The 16131-nt window shown below is 69.1% G+C and carries 13 protein-coding genes; 2 read left to right on the top strand and 11 right to left on the bottom strand.

Annotated elements, in window-relative coordinates; all coding sequences use genetic code 11:
• From ACQE3C_RS10955 to ACQE3C_RS10990, 8 genes are all read right to left on the bottom strand, one after another.
• The coding region (locus ACQE3C_RS10955; protein ID WP_434538698.1) for an IS110 family transposase at positions 1 to 1206 on the bottom strand (1206 nt) is incomplete at its 3' end.
• Positions 1207 to 1390: 184 nt separating this feature from the next.
• Positions 1391 to 2173 (bottom strand): hypothetical protein, encoded by a 783-nt coding sequence (locus tag ACQE3C_RS10960; protein ID WP_434539224.1) that lies wholly within the window; start codon positions 2171 to 2173, stop codon positions 1391 to 1393.
• A 32-nt stretch (positions 2174 to 2205) separates the two neighbouring features.
• On the bottom strand, positions 2206 to 3492 hold the full coding sequence (locus ACQE3C_RS10965; RefSeq protein WP_434539225.1) for a neutral zinc metallopeptidase: 1287 nt from the start codon (positions 3490 to 3492) through the stop codon (positions 2206 to 2208).
• A 7-nt stretch (positions 3493 to 3499) separates the two neighbouring features.
• Positions 3500 to 3871: a DUF1707 SHOCT-like domain-containing protein gene (locus tag ACQE3C_RS10970; RefSeq protein ID WP_434539226.1), complete on the bottom strand. Its 372-nt coding sequence runs from the start codon at positions 3869 to 3871 to the stop codon at positions 3500 to 3502.
• Positions 3872 to 3952: 81 nt separating this feature from the next.
• Positions 3953 to 4624 (bottom strand): IMPACT family protein, encoded by a 672-nt coding sequence (locus tag ACQE3C_RS10975; RefSeq protein WP_434539227.1) that lies wholly within the window; start codon positions 4622 to 4624, stop codon positions 3953 to 3955.
• On the bottom strand, positions 4621 to 6768 hold the full coding sequence (locus tag ACQE3C_RS10980) for a prolyl oligopeptidase family serine peptidase (RefSeq protein ID WP_434539228.1): 2148 nt from the start codon (positions 6766 to 6768) through the stop codon (positions 4621 to 4623). Before ACQE3C_RS10980 ends, ACQE3C_RS10975 begins: the two co-directional genes overlap by 4 nt.
• The gene (locus tag ACQE3C_RS10985) at positions 6768 to 7784 is read right to left on the bottom strand and encodes a zinc-dependent alcohol dehydrogenase family protein (protein WP_434539229.1); all 1017 of its coding nucleotides are present in this window, start codon (positions 7782 to 7784) and stop codon (positions 6768 to 6770) included. The genes ACQE3C_RS10980 and ACQE3C_RS10985 overlap by 1 nt, the downstream gene beginning before the upstream one ends.
• A 136-nt stretch (positions 7785 to 7920) precedes the next feature.
• Positions 7921 to 9345 (bottom strand): DEAD/DEAH box helicase, encoded by a 1425-nt coding sequence (locus ACQE3C_RS10990; RefSeq protein ID WP_434539230.1) that lies wholly within the window; start codon positions 9343 to 9345, stop codon positions 7921 to 7923.
• A gap of 522 nt (positions 9346 to 9867) precedes the next feature.
• Between ACQE3C_RS10990 and ACQE3C_RS10995 the strand changes: the two genes are divergently transcribed.
• A complete protein-coding gene (locus tag ACQE3C_RS10995; protein ID WP_434539231.1) occupies positions 9868 to 11019 on the top strand; it encodes a GNAT family N-acetyltransferase in 1152 nt (383 codons plus the stop codon).
• 7 nt (positions 11020 to 11026) lie between these two features.
• Here ACQE3C_RS10995 and map read toward each other — a convergent pair whose 3' ends face one another.
• From map to secY, 3 genes are read right to left on the bottom strand one after another with little or no spacing between them, the layout of a single operon-like run.
• Positions 11027 to 11854 (bottom strand): type I methionyl aminopeptidase, encoded by an 828-nt coding sequence (gene map / locus ACQE3C_RS11000; protein ID WP_434539232.1) that lies wholly within the window; start codon positions 11852 to 11854, stop codon positions 11027 to 11029.
• 5 nt (positions 11855 to 11859) lie between these two features.
• Positions 11860 to 12441, bottom strand: a complete 582-nt coding sequence (locus ACQE3C_RS11005) for an adenylate kinase (RefSeq protein WP_434539233.1) — start codon at positions 12439 to 12441, stop codon at positions 11860 to 11862.
• Positions 12438 to 13745: a preprotein translocase subunit SecY gene (gene secY / locus ACQE3C_RS11010; protein WP_434539234.1), complete on the bottom strand. Its 1308-nt coding sequence runs from the start codon at positions 13743 to 13745 to the stop codon at positions 12438 to 12440. The genes ACQE3C_RS11005 and secY overlap by 4 nt, the downstream gene beginning before the upstream one ends.
• 459 nt (positions 13746 to 14204) lie before the next feature.
• Here secY and ACQE3C_RS11015 point away from each other — a divergent pair, with 459 nt between their 5' ends.
• A complete protein-coding gene (locus ACQE3C_RS11015) occupies positions 14205 to 15899 on the top strand; it encodes an ABC transporter family substrate-binding protein (RefSeq protein ID WP_434539235.1) in 1695 nt (564 codons plus the stop codon).
• Positions 15900 to 16131 lie beyond the last annotated feature (232 nt).

The following is a 16131-nucleotide window of genomic DNA, read 5'->3' on the forward strand; positions in this document are numbered from 1 at the left end:
CGTCAGGAGGCTGTTGAGTCGGCCGTGTAGGTCGGGGTTGTAGGGCGTGTGGTCGTGCCAGCAGCGCCACAGGATCCTGGTCCAGTTTTGGGCCAGGATTCTTGCTGCGTGGGGGTGTCGGCAGCCGCGGGCTCGGGCGCGGTCGTAGGTGTCGCGTGCCCAGGCGTTCGCGCGGGGCGTGTCTTGGGCCCAGTCGACCAGTGCTGCCCGGAGTTGTTTGTTGCAGCCGCGTCGGTAGGCGACGTTGAGGTGCTTGCCGGACTGCCTGGTCGATGGTGCGACGCCGGCGGCTGCGGCGAGTGCTGGGGGGTCGGGGAACCTGGCCCGGCAGTCGCCGATCTCGGCCAGCAGGGTGGCTGCGCGGACGGTCCCGGCGCGGGGCAGGGACTGGAAGATCGGGCCGTCGGGGTGAGCCAGGAGTGCTTCCTTGATCCGGGCCTCGAGCCGGGCTTGTTCATCACGCAGGGTGGCGAGCAGATCAACGAGGGTCAGCACGATGACCTCGCTGGCTTCGGCTGCCGCGCCGCTGACGCGGCCGGTCGCAGCTTCGTGCAGGTGGTCGACCAGCCGGGTCGGGGTGTGGCGGCCGCAGTATGCGTTGGCCTTGAGCCAGTGCGCCATCCGCAGCTCGCTGAGCCAGGCTGCTTTGGCTTCGCTGGGGAATCGGCGCAGGAACGCCAGGCTGATGGGGATGTCGAGCTGGCTGAACAGGCCGATCGCGCCGGGGAAGTTGTGCTGCAGCACTGCGAGCAGTTGGTTGTGCACGGCGATCCGGTGATCGATCAGATCGTGGCGGGCGCGCACCAGCATCCGCAGCGCGATCGTCTGTTCGCTGTCTGGTTGCACGATCGCCCAGCGACCGGCGTCGGTGCGCAACGCGTCGGCCAGCACGAACGCGTCGAACCGGTCGTCCTTGTTCCCCGCGGAGCCGTAGCGGGCACGCAGTGACTTCACCTGCCGTGCACTGATCACGACGACTTCGAACCCGTCGCGGATCAGGTGCTCGACCACCGGTCCGTCGCCGCGCTCGATCCCGATCCGTTCCACGCCATGGCGACGCAGCAGGGTGGTGATCTTGGTCAACCCGGGCCGTGTGTGCGGCACGGTTGCTTCCTCGATGCGCTGTCCGTCGTCGTCGACGATGCACAGCGCGTGGTGCTGCCAGGACCAGTCGATCCCGGCGTAGGTGGGCGTAGCCTCAATCATGAGAGTGCTCCTTCCGTCAGCCCACGGATTCAGCACTCCGGTCCGGGACGTGACGGTCGGTCGCTCACTGAGGCGCTCCGGGACCTTGCCGGGTCCTTGGCGCATAGCCCTATGGCCGATCTGCGCGTCCCGGGCCACCGAGCCCTGCAACTCTCAGCCAGGTCGTCCCCGAAGGGCGACTCGCTCAGCCTGGCAGTGGCCCGATGGACCCGGGGTGCAGACAAGACGATTCGCCTCGTCCACCCCAATGGTCAACCAGTGAGGCCCAGCCGTTGTGCTGGCAGTTCACGGTGTTGGTCGCCCAGGTGCGGAACTGTTCCTGTGAGTTCAGGGTCGGCGGCAGGTCGGGGCAGCGCATGGCCGGGATGTCGTAGCCGTAGAGCCTGCTCTGCTGCAGGGTCACCCAGTTCTGGTGGGTCGAGTGTGGTCCCGGCAGTTGGTCCCAGGACCGTTCGGGCAGCACCGCCAGGCCCGTCGGGTCGGGGGTCGGGGGTTGGCTGGTCGTGGGCGGCTGGCTGGTGGTCGGCGACTGGGTGGTCGTGGTGGGTGGCGTGCTGGTCGGGCTGCTCGGCGTGGTCGAGGCGCTGGTGGTCGTCGAGGTGGTCGACTGGCGCGTGGTGGCCACCGTCGAGGAACTGGGTCCGGACCCGAGGGCGATGATCGTGAACAGGCTGGCCACCAGCACGGCACCCACGGCGATCACCACCGGGGTGTTGTTCCTGCGCGGGGGCCGCGGCGCCCCGGACGGGGGCTGGCCGAATGGGGGCTGCCCGAACGGGGGGCGGTTCGGTGCCGACCCCGGACGGACCCAGTTCTGCTGCGGGGGCCAGTTCTGCGGGGGCGGCTGCGCTCCCCAGGTCGGCTGTGCGCCCCAGTTCTGCTGCGGGGGCCGCTGGGCTCCCCACGTCGGCTGCGACCGGGGCGGCTGGGCCGGCCATGGCGGTCGCTGGGGCGGGTACTGGCTCACCGCTCCAGTATCCCGTGTCGGGGTTCGGCCGGTCAGGTGACCTGGTCGGCAGCGACGACCCAGGTGTTGCACCCGGCCGGGGTCTGCTGGTCCAGGCCGCGCAGCCACCAGTGCTGACGTGAGGCCACGCTGCCGTGGGTCTCGGAGCCACCTTCACCGGTCCACTGCTTCAGGACGAGGTAGTCGTCCTCCTCGAACTCGAAGCCCGGGGTGATCAGCATCATCCGGGAGGTCATGCAGTAGGCCTGCAGCTCGACCCGGCGGGTGCGTTCGTCCTCGTCCAGCTCGACCCCGTAGGCGGAATCGAGGATGCCGGCACCCGACTGCACGTGGTGCAGGTACTCGTGGACGATGGTGTTGGCGAAGTGGAGCCGCCACCAGTCCTGGGACGACTCGAAGCGCTGTTCGCTGAGGTAGATCGTCGAGGTCGCCGGGCAGTAGAAGGACTGTTCGTCGTCCACCGTGCCGCAGGCGGTCTGGACCGAGCCGCGGAAGGTAACCAGTTCGGGCTTGTCGAGGTCGAGGCCCAACTGCTCGAAGACCGGTTCCCAGGCCGTGTGCTGGCAGTCGAGCACCTGCTGGGAGACCTCCCGGAACTGCGAGTTCAGGGCGATGTCGGTGCCGATGGTGGGGCAGGTGGTCGCCACGGGGAATTCGAGGTCGTAGAGCGGGTTGGCCTGCAGGGTGCGCTGGGCGCGGGTGGTGGGCGTCGGGGTGGGCAACTCGGCCCAGGTGGTCGAGGGCACCTGGAACGGCGTCCAGGTCGAGGTCGCCGACGGGCTCGGTGTCGGGGTGGGCGTGGGCGTCGGTGTCGGGCTCACGGTCGGGATGGACGACGTGGTGGCGGCAGTGGTGGGTTGCGCCGAGTTGTCGCGGCGGTCGAAGAACCCGGAGACCGCGACCCCGGCGACCACGCCCAGCACCACGAACAGGCTGAGCACGGCCACCGCCCTGCCCGCGCGGCGGGGCGGCGGCGGTGTGGTCGGGGGTGCTGGGGCCGGCGGCGGCGCAGGCCATTGCCCCATTCCCTGCGGGGGCGTGAACCCCTGGGGCGAGCCCTGCCATTGTGGCCGCGGGGCGGCCTGGCCCGACCACTGCTGCGGCGGCGCTGCCCACTGGGGCTTCGGCGCTGCCCACTGGGGCGGGGGCGGGTACTCCAGGGTGGGCTCCGGCCCGGCACCCGGCAGCACCTGGGTGGGGCCGTCAACGACCGGGGGCAGGTACTCGGTCGGGTCGCCGGCCCCGGCCTGGTCGTCGGCCGGCGGACCCTCGACGGGGCCCCGGTAGGGCCACCAGTCCTCGGGCCGCTGGTCGTTCACGACCGGCTCAGAGCACCACGGCGATCAGCAGGGCAAGCATGAGCACACCGAAGATGAACGACCCGCCGATCATGTACCAGCCCAGCTTCTTGGCGTTGCGGGGCTGGGTCAGTTCACCGGCGGCGGGGCCCCCGGCCTGGGCCACGATCCCGGGCTGGTCGTAGGTCTGCTTGACCGGCAGCGCCTCCACCACCGGGACGAGTTCACCCAGGGTCTTCGCCTCGTAGACCCGGTCGAGCAGCTGGGGGTAGTGGTCGGCGTCGATGGTGCCCTTGGCGAACTCGTCATTGAGTCGCTTGCCCAGGTCTTCACGCTCGGCATCGGAGACGGGCTCGTTGGCCTGGCTGTGGTACTTGGACGAAATCGGCAGGTTGCTCACCCTGCCAGTCTACGAACTCGGCAAGCACCTCGGACGCCCCGGTCCATCCCCGCCCAGGATCCGGCTCGACAGTCCGGCGGCTCACAGCGTCCCGGCGGGCTCCTCCACCTCGATGGGCCCGAGAAGGTGCACCGCCGCGCGGCCGGCGCTGAGCTCCGACATCCGCGCGCCGAGTTCATCCGCATCGGCCGCCGCGACCGTGAACCGGGTCAGCCGCCCGGTGTACTCCCGGGTCAGCGGAGCCAGGCCGAGTTGCTGCAGGCCGTGCTCGAGTACCCCCGCGTCACCGTGTTCGGCCTCGACCTCCAGCAGCTGCCGGGCCCGGCTGCGCACCACGGGCAGCCCGGTCAGCACCTCACGGGTGGCGTCGGTGTAGGCCCGCACCAGTCCCCCGGTGCCCAGCAGCACCCCACCGAAGTAGCGCACCACCACGACGCAGACGCAGCCGAGGTCAGCGGCCTTGAGCACGTCGAGCATCGGTCGTCCGGCGGTACCGGCCGGCTCACCGTCGTCAGAGGAATGTTCGACGTCGTGCGCCCCGGCGACCGCCACGACATAGGCAGAGCAGTGGTGCCGGGCGTCGGGGTAACGCTCGCGGACGGCCTCGACGAAGCCACGTGCCTGCCCCTCGTCCGCGCACCGGGCCAGGTGGCTGATGAACCGGGAGCGACGGATCTCCAGTTCGCTGGTGGCCGAGGCCGCCAGGTCACCGTCCCACGCGTGGCGGGGGTCTGGACGAAGTCTGGTGATCACTGGCCGGCGACCGGGTCCAGGCCGGTGTGGTGGGCGGCGAAGGCCAGCAGGTCGGCCCATTCGGCGGCCTGCATGCCGACGGGTTTGCCGACCCCGTGCCCGGTGGACACCTCGACGCGGGTGACCACCGGTGCGGCCCCGGGGTCGCGCTGGGCGGCCTGCAGGGTGGCGGTGAACTTGTGCGAGTGGGCCGGGACGACCCGGTCGTCGTGGTCGCCGGTGACCACCAGGGTGGCCGGGTACTGCGTGCCCTGGTGGATGTTGTGCAGCGGCGAATAGGCCAGTGCCGTCTCGAAGTCCTCGGCCACGCCCGGATCGCCGTAGTCGCTGGTCCAGGCGGCCCCGATGGTGAAGGTGTGGAAGCGCAGCAGGTCGAGCACGCCCACCTGGGGGATGGCCGCCGCGAACAGGTCGGGGCGTTGGGTCAGGGCAGCGCCGGCGAGCAGGCCACCGTTGCTGCGGCCGTATACGGCCAGTTGCGCGGGGGTGGTCCGGCCGGTGGCGACCAGGTGCTCCGCGACCGCGATCACGTCGTCGAAGACGTTCTGCTTGTTGGCCAGCCGGCCCTGGTCGTACCAGTCCTGCCCGTATTCCGAGCCGCCGCGCAGGTTGGCGATGACCAGGTTGCCGCCGGCCGCCAGCCAGGCGCCCCAGCCCGCCCGGTAGTCGGCCAGCACGGGGATGGAGAACCCGCCGTAGCCGTACAGCAGGGTCGGGCGTGGCCCCGGGGCGGCGTCGGCGGGGCTGACCAGGAAGTAGGGCACCTGCACCGGGGGTGCGTCCGGCCCGGCGGTCCGCGCCGGTGTGCTGGTGGCGCGGTGGCGGGTCGTGGTGACCTCCGGCGGGTGCCAGCTCGACACAACCCCACCGACCTGGCGCAGTTCACCGGTGACCGCGTCCAGCCGCCAGCTGGTCAGGACGTGGGTGACCGAGCTGGTGGCCAGGAAGACCTCGGGGTCGTCGTCCTCGGCGGCCACGCCCAGCAGGGCACCGGCGCCGGCCAGGTCGACGTCACCCAGCAGTTCGCCGTTGCTCGTCCACCGCCGCAGCCGGGGTTGGGCGTCGACCAGGTGATGGGTGAGCAGGATGCCGTCGGCCAGCACGACATCTTCCAGGGCGTGCTCGTCGGCCTCGACGACCAGCCGCTGCCGCGTCCCGGCGGTGTCCTGAGCGCCGTCGGGCAGGGTCACCGCGATGACCCGGCCGAGCGGGTGGTCGGTGACGTGCAGCAGCAGTTCGCCGTCGAGGACGCCGACCGGGAACCGGCCATGGTCGTGGTCGGCGAACAGCACCCGCCACTCCCCCAGCGAGGCGGGCTCGGGGCGCTCGGGACCAGTGGCACCGTCGAGGACCGGTGCCACCCACACGGCGTTGCTGTGGTTGGTGCCCCGGCGCAACCCAAGGACGACCCACTCGCGACCACGGTCACGGAACACCTGTGGCCAGACCATCAGGTGGGGGTCGTCGGGGAAGCTGAGCAGGTCGGCATCGGTTTCCGGATCGGTGCCGATGCGGTGCAGCATCAGGTGGCCGCCGGCCACGGCCCGGGTCTCGGTGCCCTCGGTGCGCCCGGCGTCGGGGAAGGACAGGTAGAGGAACCCGGACGAGTCGGGCAACCAGGTGGGCGCGCTGAACTTGGCCATCACGGTTTCCTCGAGCAGGGTGCCGGTGGTCAGGTCGAGCAGGGCGATGCGGGTCCAGTCCGAGCCGGCTTCGCTGATGCCGTGGGCCAGCAGGCGTCCGTCGGGGCTGACCCGGGCGGCACCCAGCGAGGTGGTGGCATCGCTGGACCAGGTGTTTGGGTCCAGCAGTTCGGCCGGGGCGTCGAGCAGGTCGTCCAGGCTGGTGGCGCCGACCAGGACGTCCTGGTCCTGGTCGGCGGTGCGCACCCGGCGCAGGTAGCGACCGTGCTGGCGTGACGGCAGCCCGGCGTGGGGCTGGCGCAGGATGGTGTTCATCGTGGTGGTGAACCAGTCGCGCTGCCCGATGCCGGCGAAGACCTGGTCGAAGTAGTCGCGCTGGTCGGCCACCCAGCCGCGGGTGCGTGCAGAGTCGGGGTCCTCCAGCCAGCGGTAGGGGTCGGCGACCCGGTGGCCGTGCAGGGTCTCGACCACGTCGTCGCGGTCGGTGGCGGGCGGGCGCATCAGGGCATCACCAGCGCCTTGATCACGCGACGCTCGGCCATCGCCCGGTACGCCTCGGCGATGTCCTCCAGTGGGTAGGTCGCGTCGAAGACCCGGCCGGGGTGGATGCGTCCGGCCAGGACCCGCTCGAGCAGGTCGGGCAGGTAGTTGCGCACCGGGGCCATGCCACCGCGCACCCCGACGTTGCGGCCGAACAGGGTCGGCATGTCGAGGACAATGCCGTGGGGAATGCCGACGAACCCGACCATCGCACCGGGACGAGCACTAGCGATCGCCTGCTCCATCGCGGGACCGGTGCCGACACACTCGAGCACCGCGTCGGCGCCGATGCCGTCGGTCAGTTCATGGAGTTCTGCCACCCCTTCGGCGCCCCGGGCGGCGATGATGTCAGTGGCCCCGAACTCGCTGGCCAGCTGCTGGCGAGGGGCGTGGCGGCTCATCGCGATGATCCGTTCGGCGCCGAGCTCGCCGGCCGCGAGCACCCCGCACAGGCCAACCGCGCCGTCACCGACGACGGCCACCGTCATCCCGGGGCGGACCCCGGCCATCAGCGCCGCGTGCCAGCCGGTGCCCATCACGTCGGAGAGGGTGAGCAGGTCGGCCAGCTGGTCGGGGCTGGGATGCTCAGGGGTGACGGCCAGGGTGCCGTCGGCCTGGGGAATGCGGACGTGGGTGGCCTGGCAGCCGACCAGCGAGTCCAGGTTCGCACAGACCGAGCTGAACCCGGCCCGGCAGTGGGCGCAGGTGCCGTCGCAGGAGTAGAACGCGGCGATCACGAAGTCACCGGGCTTCACGCTGGTCACCGCGGAGCCGACCTCGACCACCACACCGCAGGATTCATGGCCGATCGGCCTGGGCTTGGTCACCGGGGTGTCACCGCGGTAGCGCCACAGGTCCGAGCCGCAGACACAGGTGGCACTGACCTCGATGATGGCGTCGGTGGGTTCCAGGATCGTCGGGTCAGGACGATCCTCGACCCGGACGTCACCGGCTGAATGGATAATGGCTCCGCGCATGGTCCCATCCAAGCACTCGCCACAAACCGGGTCACCCGGCACCACCAGAGCCCTGGCGGATGCGCAGGTTCCCACCCGGAATCCACGCCACCAGTGAAGGATCCGTGACAGAACCTGCGCGTCCGCGACTTCGGGCTCAGGCGGCGCGGTGACGCCCTCGTCCGCCCTGGTGGCCGTTGGCGGCACCGGCGGTGCCGCCGGAGCCGGGGCGCTGTCGCCGACGACCCTGGGCGGGGCCGGACGAACCGTGCCCCGAGGCCGGGCCGGACGAGGTGCGGGCGCCACCCTGGCCACGGGCACCGGAACCACGACCACCCTGGCCACGACCGGACTGGCCACGACCCGCGGGACGGGGCTGGCGGGGTTCGTTGCCGGAGCCGGGACCGCCGAGGGTCGGCTCGACATAGGGGGCGACCTCACCGACCAGGGCCCGCACGGGCTCGTCCTGCGCGGTGACCCGCTGCGCCTGCACGTCGATCTTGGCGCGCCGCAGCACCTGGCGGGTGTCGGCGCGCTGCGAGGGCAGCATCACGGTGGCCACGTCACCGGCCGAACCGGCGCGGGCGGTGCGCCCGGAACGGTGCAGGTAGGCCTTGTGCTCAACCGGCGGGTCGACGTGGACGACCAGTTCGACGTCATCGACGTGCACGCCGCGGGCAGCGACGTCGGTGGCGACCAGAACCTTCACCGAGCCGTCGCTGAAGGCGCCCAGATTGCGGTCGCGGGCGTTCTGGGAGAGGTTCCCGTGCAGGTCGACCGCTGGCACACCGCTGGCGGTGAGCTGCCTGGCCAGCTTCTTGGCCTGGTGCTTGGTGCGGGTGAACAGGATGCGTCGGCCGGTGCCCGAGGCCAGGGTGCGAACCAGGTCGGCCTTGTCGGCGTCAGCGACCTCGAAGACGTGGTGGGTCATCTTCGCCACCGGCGAGTTGGCCTCGTCGACCGAGTGCATGACCGGGTCGGCCAGGTACTTGCGGACGAGCTTGTCCACGCCGTTGTCGAGGGTGGCCGAGAACAACATCCGCTGCCCGCCGCGCGGGGTCTTGTCGAGGATGCGGGTGACCACGGGCAGGAAACCGAGGTCGGCCATGTGGTCGGCCTCGTCCAGCACGGTGACCTGGACCTGGTCGAGGTGGGCGATGCCCTGCTTCATCAGGTCGTCGAGGCGCCCGGGGCAGGCCACGATGATGTCGACGCCGCGGCGCAGGGCAACCTCCTGGCGGTACTGGGAGACGCCACCGAAGATGGTGGTGACGTTCAGCCCGACGGCCTTGGCCAGGGGGTCGATGGTGGCGGTGATCTGGGTGGCCAGCTCACGGGTCGGGGCCAGGACGAGGCCGCGGGGCTTGGCGTTGCGGCGTCCGGCCAGCGCGGCGACCAGCGGGATGGCGAAGGCCAGGGTCTTGCCGGAGCCGGTCTTGCCGCGGCCGAGGACGTCGCGTCCGGCCAAGGTGTCGGGCAGGGTGTCGGCCTGGATCGGGAAGGGGGTCGTCCGGTCCATGCCCTTGAGGGCGTCGACCAGGACAGTGGGCACGCCGAGTTCGGCGAAGGTGGAGTGAGTCATGAGTCTTTCGTGCTCAGCGCAGGCACCCAACACCGTCCCGGGAGCTCCCGGTCGGCCAGGGGGCGACTACGCAGTCGGCGAGCGCGGCGGTGGCCGCGATCGATCGCCGTGGACAAGTCCCTCAACTTCTCGCGAAGGAGGACGCGTGCTACGACGCAGGTGGGATGAACCCCACAAGTGGTTGAAAGTCTACCAGCATTCGGTGGGCAGGCCCGCCGGAGCGTGGACCCCTCGTCCGGACGACGCGCTCGCGCCGCGGCCAGGAGAGCTCTTGCAGTCGGGACGGCTCGTGCGGGTGGCCGGGTGCGCGTCCGGATCCGCTGGCCTGCACTCCTTGCATTCACGCAAAGGAATACAGGTCGTCCAGGGCTGGCGAGGCGCATCTCCTGCACCCACGCAAAGGATGCAGGTTCCTGGACCGCAGGCCGACACCCTGGTATCGCCAGACCCACCACAGGAGAGCGCTCCCCCTACCTGGGAAAATCCATTGCGTCGCGGGCGTCACAGGTATGCACTTGACCCATGCCAACACCGTTCATCGTCCTCGTGGACGCCCCGCCCACCGCGGCGGACGGGACACCGGGTGAGCCCGGCGCCATCGCCGACCTGCTCGAGCGCTACACCCGGTCTGCCAACCAGGTCTGGTTCGACGTGTTCGGTCATGGCGACTTCGCAGACTTCCCCCACAAGATCATGTTCAGGCTCAACTTCCAGAAGTACCGGCGGACGAGGGTCGTGTGCGCCCTCGACCGGGAGGTCTCCGGCCTGGGCACCTCACCCGAGGGGTTCCCGTTGGTGCTGCCCGAGACCCAGCTGGACGATACCCAGGTGGTCGGCGGCACCGAGGTGTCACTGGAGTTCACCGACAACCCGCACCTGCTCGACGAGGTCGAGCTGTGGGTCGACAGGCAGTGGCGTCGCCGCGGCGTCGGCACCCTCGTGCAGTCGAGCCTGGAGGAGCTTGCCCGCCAGTGGGGCTGCACGACCGTCGGCGGCTTCTCCACCCACACCGGTGCGCAGACCGGGGAACTGGTCATGCCTGCCGAAGGGCCGTTCGGGGTGCCGGTCGACGATGCCGCGACCCGGTTCGCCCAGGGGCACGGCTACCACCTGGCCCAGAGTGAGCGCCATTCGGTGCAGACCCTGCCCGACGACCCGGCAACCCTCGGACGACCGCAGGTCGCCGACGGCTACGAACTGGTGACCTGGGCCGGGCCCATCGACCCGGCGCTGGCCCCGGACGTCGGCAAGCTGCTGACCGACTTCGAGGCCACCACCCCGATGGGCGACATCGACTACAACCCGCAGGTGATCACCGCTGACCGGGTGCTCGACAGTGACCGGGAGCGCCACCGCCACCAGGACTCCCTGTCGGTGGCGGTGCGCCACCTGGCCAGCGGCGACCTGGCCGGGCTCACCCAGCTGATCACCACCCCCGAGCTGCCCGAACCCGTCTGGCAAGGGGTGACGGTGGTGGCCCCCGAGCACCGCGGCCACGGCCTGGGCATGGCCATCAAGCTCGAGGCGGTCCATGGGGCACGGGCCCGGTGGCCCCGGTCGAAGCGGGTGCACACCTGGAATGCCGGGGAGAACGACTACATGTGGGCGATCAACGAGCAGCTGGGCTATCTGACCGCCGGTGTCGCCGGGGCGTGGCAGAAGAAACTGGGCTGACCGGGGCTCACAGGGGGCCGAAGGGCAGCCCGCGGGCGGTCAGTTCGGCCTCGCCGCCATCCTCGAGGGTGAGCACCCACAGCCCCTGCCTGGTGACGGTGATGGTGTTCTCCCAGTGGGAGGCCCAGGACTCGTCGGCGGTGACCACGGTCCACTCGTCGTCGAGTTCCACGGTGTCCTCGGTGCCGAGGGTGGCCATGGGTTCGATCGCCAATGCCATGCCCTCGACGATCTTCGCCCCGCGGCCCTTCCTGCCCCAGTTGGGCACGTCGGGCTCCATGTGCATCTGCGAGCCGATCCCGTGGCCGGTGTACTCCCGGACGATGCCGTAGCTGCCGGCCGCCACGATGCTCGCCTCGATGGCAGCACCGATGTCACCGATGCGGCCACCGAGCCGGGCCGCACCGATACCGGCCCACATGGCCTCTTCGGTGACCCGGGACAGTTCGGCATGCTCAGGGCTCACCTGCCCAACGGTGAAGGTGCGCGCTGCGTCCCCGTGCCAGCCGTCCAGGATCGCCCCGAAATCGACCGAGACCAGGTCACCGTCGGCGAGCACGCGCTCACCGGGAATGCCATGGACGATCTCGTCATTGGTCGAGATGCAGGTGACGGCCGGGAAGGGTGTCCCCCACCGCGCGCCGTAGCCCAGGAAGGACGAGGTGGCCCCGGCCTCGGCGAGCAGCTCACGGGCGATGGCGTCGAGCTCGCCGGTGGTGACCCCCGCGACGACGTGCTCGCGCAGCGCGGTCAGGGTGCGGGCAACGACCAGGCCCGCCTGGCGCATCTTCTTGAGCTGGCCGGGGGTCTTGACCTCGATGCCGCGGGTGAACACGACGGTCAGTTCTTGGCGGCGAGAAACTCGTCCAGGGCGCCCAGGATCTGCTCGGTGACCTCGTCGACGCTGCCGACACCGGTGACCTCGACCAGCAGCCCCCGGTCACTGTAGGTGCTCAGCAGCGGCTCGGTCTCTTCTGAGTAGACCTTCATGCGGGCGCGAATGGTCTCTTCGTTGTCGTCGGAACGACCCTCGATCTCGGCGCGCTTCAGCAGCCGCTCGACCAGTTCGTCCTCATCGACCAGCAGCGAAATCACCGCATCGAGCGAGAGGTCAGAGGCAGCCAGCAGCTCGTCCAGCGCCTCGACCTGGTGCAGGTTGCGGGGGTAGCCGTCGAGCAGCCAACCATTGGCGGCGTCGTCGTGGGTGAGCCGGTCGGCCACGATGGCGTCAGTGATCTCGTCGGAGACGAGCTGGCCGGCGTCCATGATCTGCTTGACCTGAAGGCCCAGCTGGGTGCCGTTGGCGATGTTCTCGCGGAAGATCGAGCCGGTCGAAATGGCCGGGATGTCGTGGCGCGCGGCGATGCGCGAGGCCTGGGTTCCCTTGCCCGCGCCGGGGGCGCCCATGATCAGCAGGTTCACTTCAAGAATCCTTCGTAGTTGCGTTGCTGCAGCTGGCTCTCGATCTGCTTCACAGTGTCAAGGGCCACGCCGACGATGATGAGGATGGAGACACCACCCATGGGGAAGTTCTGCTGGGCGCCCATCGAGATGAACACCAGGGTCGGGATCAGCGCGATGATGCCCAGGTACAGCGAGCCCGGGGCGGTCAGCCGGCTCAGCACATAGGCCAGGTAGTCCTCGGTGGGCTTGCCGGCGCGGATGCCGGGGATGAAGCCGCCGTACTTCTTCATGTTGTCGCTGATCTCGACCGGGTTGAAGGTGATCGAGATGTAGAAGTAGCAGAACCCGATGATGAGCAGGAAGAAGATCAGGTTGTAGCTCCAGTGGGTGCCGGTGGCGAAGTTCGCCGCGATCCACTGCGAGAACCGGCTCTCGGGACGGAAGGTCGAGTACAGCACCGGCAGGTACAGGATCGAGCTGGCGAAGATCACCGGGATCACACCGGACTGGTTGACCTTCAGCGGGATGTAGGTGGTGGTGCCACCGATCAGGCGTTTGCCCACCATGCGCTTGGCGTACTGCACCGGGATGCGCCGCTGCGCCTGCTCGACGAAGGTGATGACCAGCATGATCAGCAGCGAGATGGCCAGCACCGCCCCGAAGACGAACCAGCCGTTGGCGCCGGAGCGGGCGGCCTTGAGGCCCCAGAGGGCGGCGGGGAACTGGGCGGCGATCTGGGTGAAGATCATGATGGACATGCCGTTACCGATGCCGCGGTCGGTGATCAGCTCACCCATCCACATGATGACGGCGGTGCCGGCGGTCATGGTGAGCACCATCACCACGATCGGGAAGATGTCGGTGGTGTAGACGATGCCGGTGCAGCCGGGGAACAGCTGGTCGTTGACGGCCAGGGTCACGAAGGCGGTGGAGTTCAGCACTGCCAGGAACAGGGTCAGCCAGCGGGTGTACTGGGTGATCTTCGCGGTGCCGGCCGCACCTTCCTTCTTCAGCGCCTCGAGCCGCGGGATGACCACGGTCAGCAGCTGCAGGATGATCGAGGCGGTGATGTAGGGCATGATGCCGAGCGCGAAGATCGACAGCTGCAGCAGCGCACCACCCGAGAACAGGTTGATCATCGAGTAGAGACCTGCCTGGGCACCGGCTTCGGCGATCTGGCGGCACTGGTCCACCCGGGCCAGGTTCACGTTGGGGGTCGGGATCACCGAGCCCGCGCGGAAGATCGCCAGGATCATCAGCGTGAACAGCATCTTCTTGCGCAAGTCTGCGGACTTCCAGACGTTGGCGAAGGCGGAAAGCATCCAGGCTCTTCTCTCGTGAGATCTGTGTCAGGTCGGCTTGGGGCGCACCCGGTTGGACGCAGCCACATGGCAGCTTCGGCAGCCTATCAACTCCCGGGCAAGTTCCCGCAAACGCCGATCACCGCGGAACCCGTCGTCCCTGCCGAGGCCGGGAACGCTGCCATCGTGACCTGCCCGTGACCGGGCGGGGCCCCGATTGTCATCTTTGTAACGATCCACTCACGAGGACGGGGGGCGGCGTGATTCGGGGGCGCTACTCGGTATACGGTCGCTGCACACCTGACATCCGCAACGTTTCGCGGTGTCCATCCCTTTGGAGGAACATTGGGCAAGAAGCTCATGGGGGTTGCCGCACTCTTCGTGGCCGGTTCGCTGGTCCTGAGTGCCTGCAGCACACCCACACAGGAAGACCCTGACAGTGACACGACGCAGTCGCGTTCGGGTGGCAGCGTCGCGGTCATGTGGAACCAGCCGCTCTACTCGCTGAACAGCAACACCTCGTTCGGCAACGCCACCGCCAACGCCAACATCATCTACATGATGAACGACTCGTTCAACTACTACGACCGGGACCTCAACCTGGTGAAGAACGAGTCCTTCGGCACCTACGAGAAGGTCTCGGACGACCCGCTGACCATCAAGCTGACCCTGGCGCCCACCGCCAAGTGGTCTGATGGCACCCCCGTCACCGCCGCTGACCTCATCCTGAGCCACGGCGCCATCTCGGGCCTGTACAACAACGTTGAGGACACCAGCGACATCGAGAACGAGGACGGCACCCTCAAGGAATCCGAGGACGGCGACGTCTACTTCGACGCCTCGAGCCCCAGCTGGGCCCTGATCACCGACTTCCCGGTGGTCGGTGACGACGGCAAGTCGCTCACCTACACCTACTCCAAGCCGTACGCCGACTGGGAGAAGTCGCTGATCAGCCCCGGACTGCCCGCCCACGTGCTGGCTGCCCGCGCCCTGGGTGAGACCGACGCCACCGCCGGCGCCCAGGCCGTCATCGACGCGTTCCAGAACAAGGACAACTCCGCCCTGTCGAAGCTGGCCAACTCCTGGAACTCCGACTGGAACTTCGTCTCCATGCCCGCTGCGGAGGACGCAAACCTGCTCGTCCACAACGGCCCCATGAAGATCACCGAGTTCGTCGAGAACCAGCACGTCGTGCTGGAGCCGGACGACGCCTACGAGGGCCAGAACAAGCCCCAGGTCGACCGCATCACGATCCGTTACAACGAGGACCCCGCTGCTGCGGTGTCGGCGCTGAAGAACGGTGAGGTGCAGATCATCAACCCGCAGTCGACCGCGGACATCCTGCAGTCCCTCGAGGGCACCGCCGGCATCACCACCGAGACCGGCTACGACGCCACCTACGAGCACGTCGACCTGACCTTCAACAACAACGGTCCGTTCGACCCGGCCAGCTACGGTGGCGACGCCGAGAAGGCCCTCAAGGTGCGCCAGGCGTTCCTGCTGACCATCCCCCGCCAGGAGATCGTCGACAAGATCATCGTCCCGCTGATGCCCGACGCCGAGGTCCGCAACTCCTTCATCAACCTGCCCGGTTCGCCGAACTACCAGGAGTCGGTCGACCAGAACGGTCAGAAGGACGTCTACGGCACCGTTGACATCGAGCGCGCCAAGGCCCTGCTGGCGGAGGCCGGCGTGACCAACCCGAGCGTGCGCATCCTGTACGGCAAGGGCAACGTCCGTCGCGAGGCGCAGTTCGCCCTGATCAAGGCTTCGGCCGAGCAGGCGGGCTTCACCATCGTCGACAACGGCAACCCGCAGTGGGGCCAGAAGCTGGGCGACAAGACCTACGACGCCTCGCTGTTCGGCTGGCAGTCGACCAGCACCGCCGTGGCCGAGTCGCAGGCCAACTACATCACCAACGGCCAGAACAACTACGGCGGCTACTCCAACGCCGAGGTTGACAAGCTGTACGACGAGCTGCTGGTGGAGACCGATCCGCAGCGCCAGAAGGAGATCACGATCGAGGTCGAGAAGCACCTCGTCAACGATGCCTTCGGTGTGACGATCTTCCAGTTCCCCGGCATCATGGCCTTCGACGATTCCGTGTCGAACGTCTCCAAGACCACCATCTCGCCCACCATCTTCTGGAACTTCTGGGAGTGGGAGGTGGCCTGAGCCACATGATCACTGACGCATCCGCGTCAGCCTGATCCCCCAGTGGGGCGTCCGCCACGGCGGGCGCCCCACTGTCATGTCCGGCCGGGTTGCCGGCCGTTTCCCGCCCCGTGTCGCGTCCGGCCCCCTGCCGTTTCCGGTCCCCGTGTCGCATCCGGCTCACCGCTCGTCCGGGCGCCTTGCACAACCTGGCCCGCAGGGTGAAATCCCTTGACAATCGGCTGAGACTCGA

This window comes from Aestuariimicrobium sp. Y1814 (assembly GCF_050113895.1).
In the GTDB taxonomy this organism is placed as follows: domain Bacteria; phylum Actinomycetota; class Actinomycetes; order Propionibacteriales; family Propionibacteriaceae; genus Aestuariimicrobium.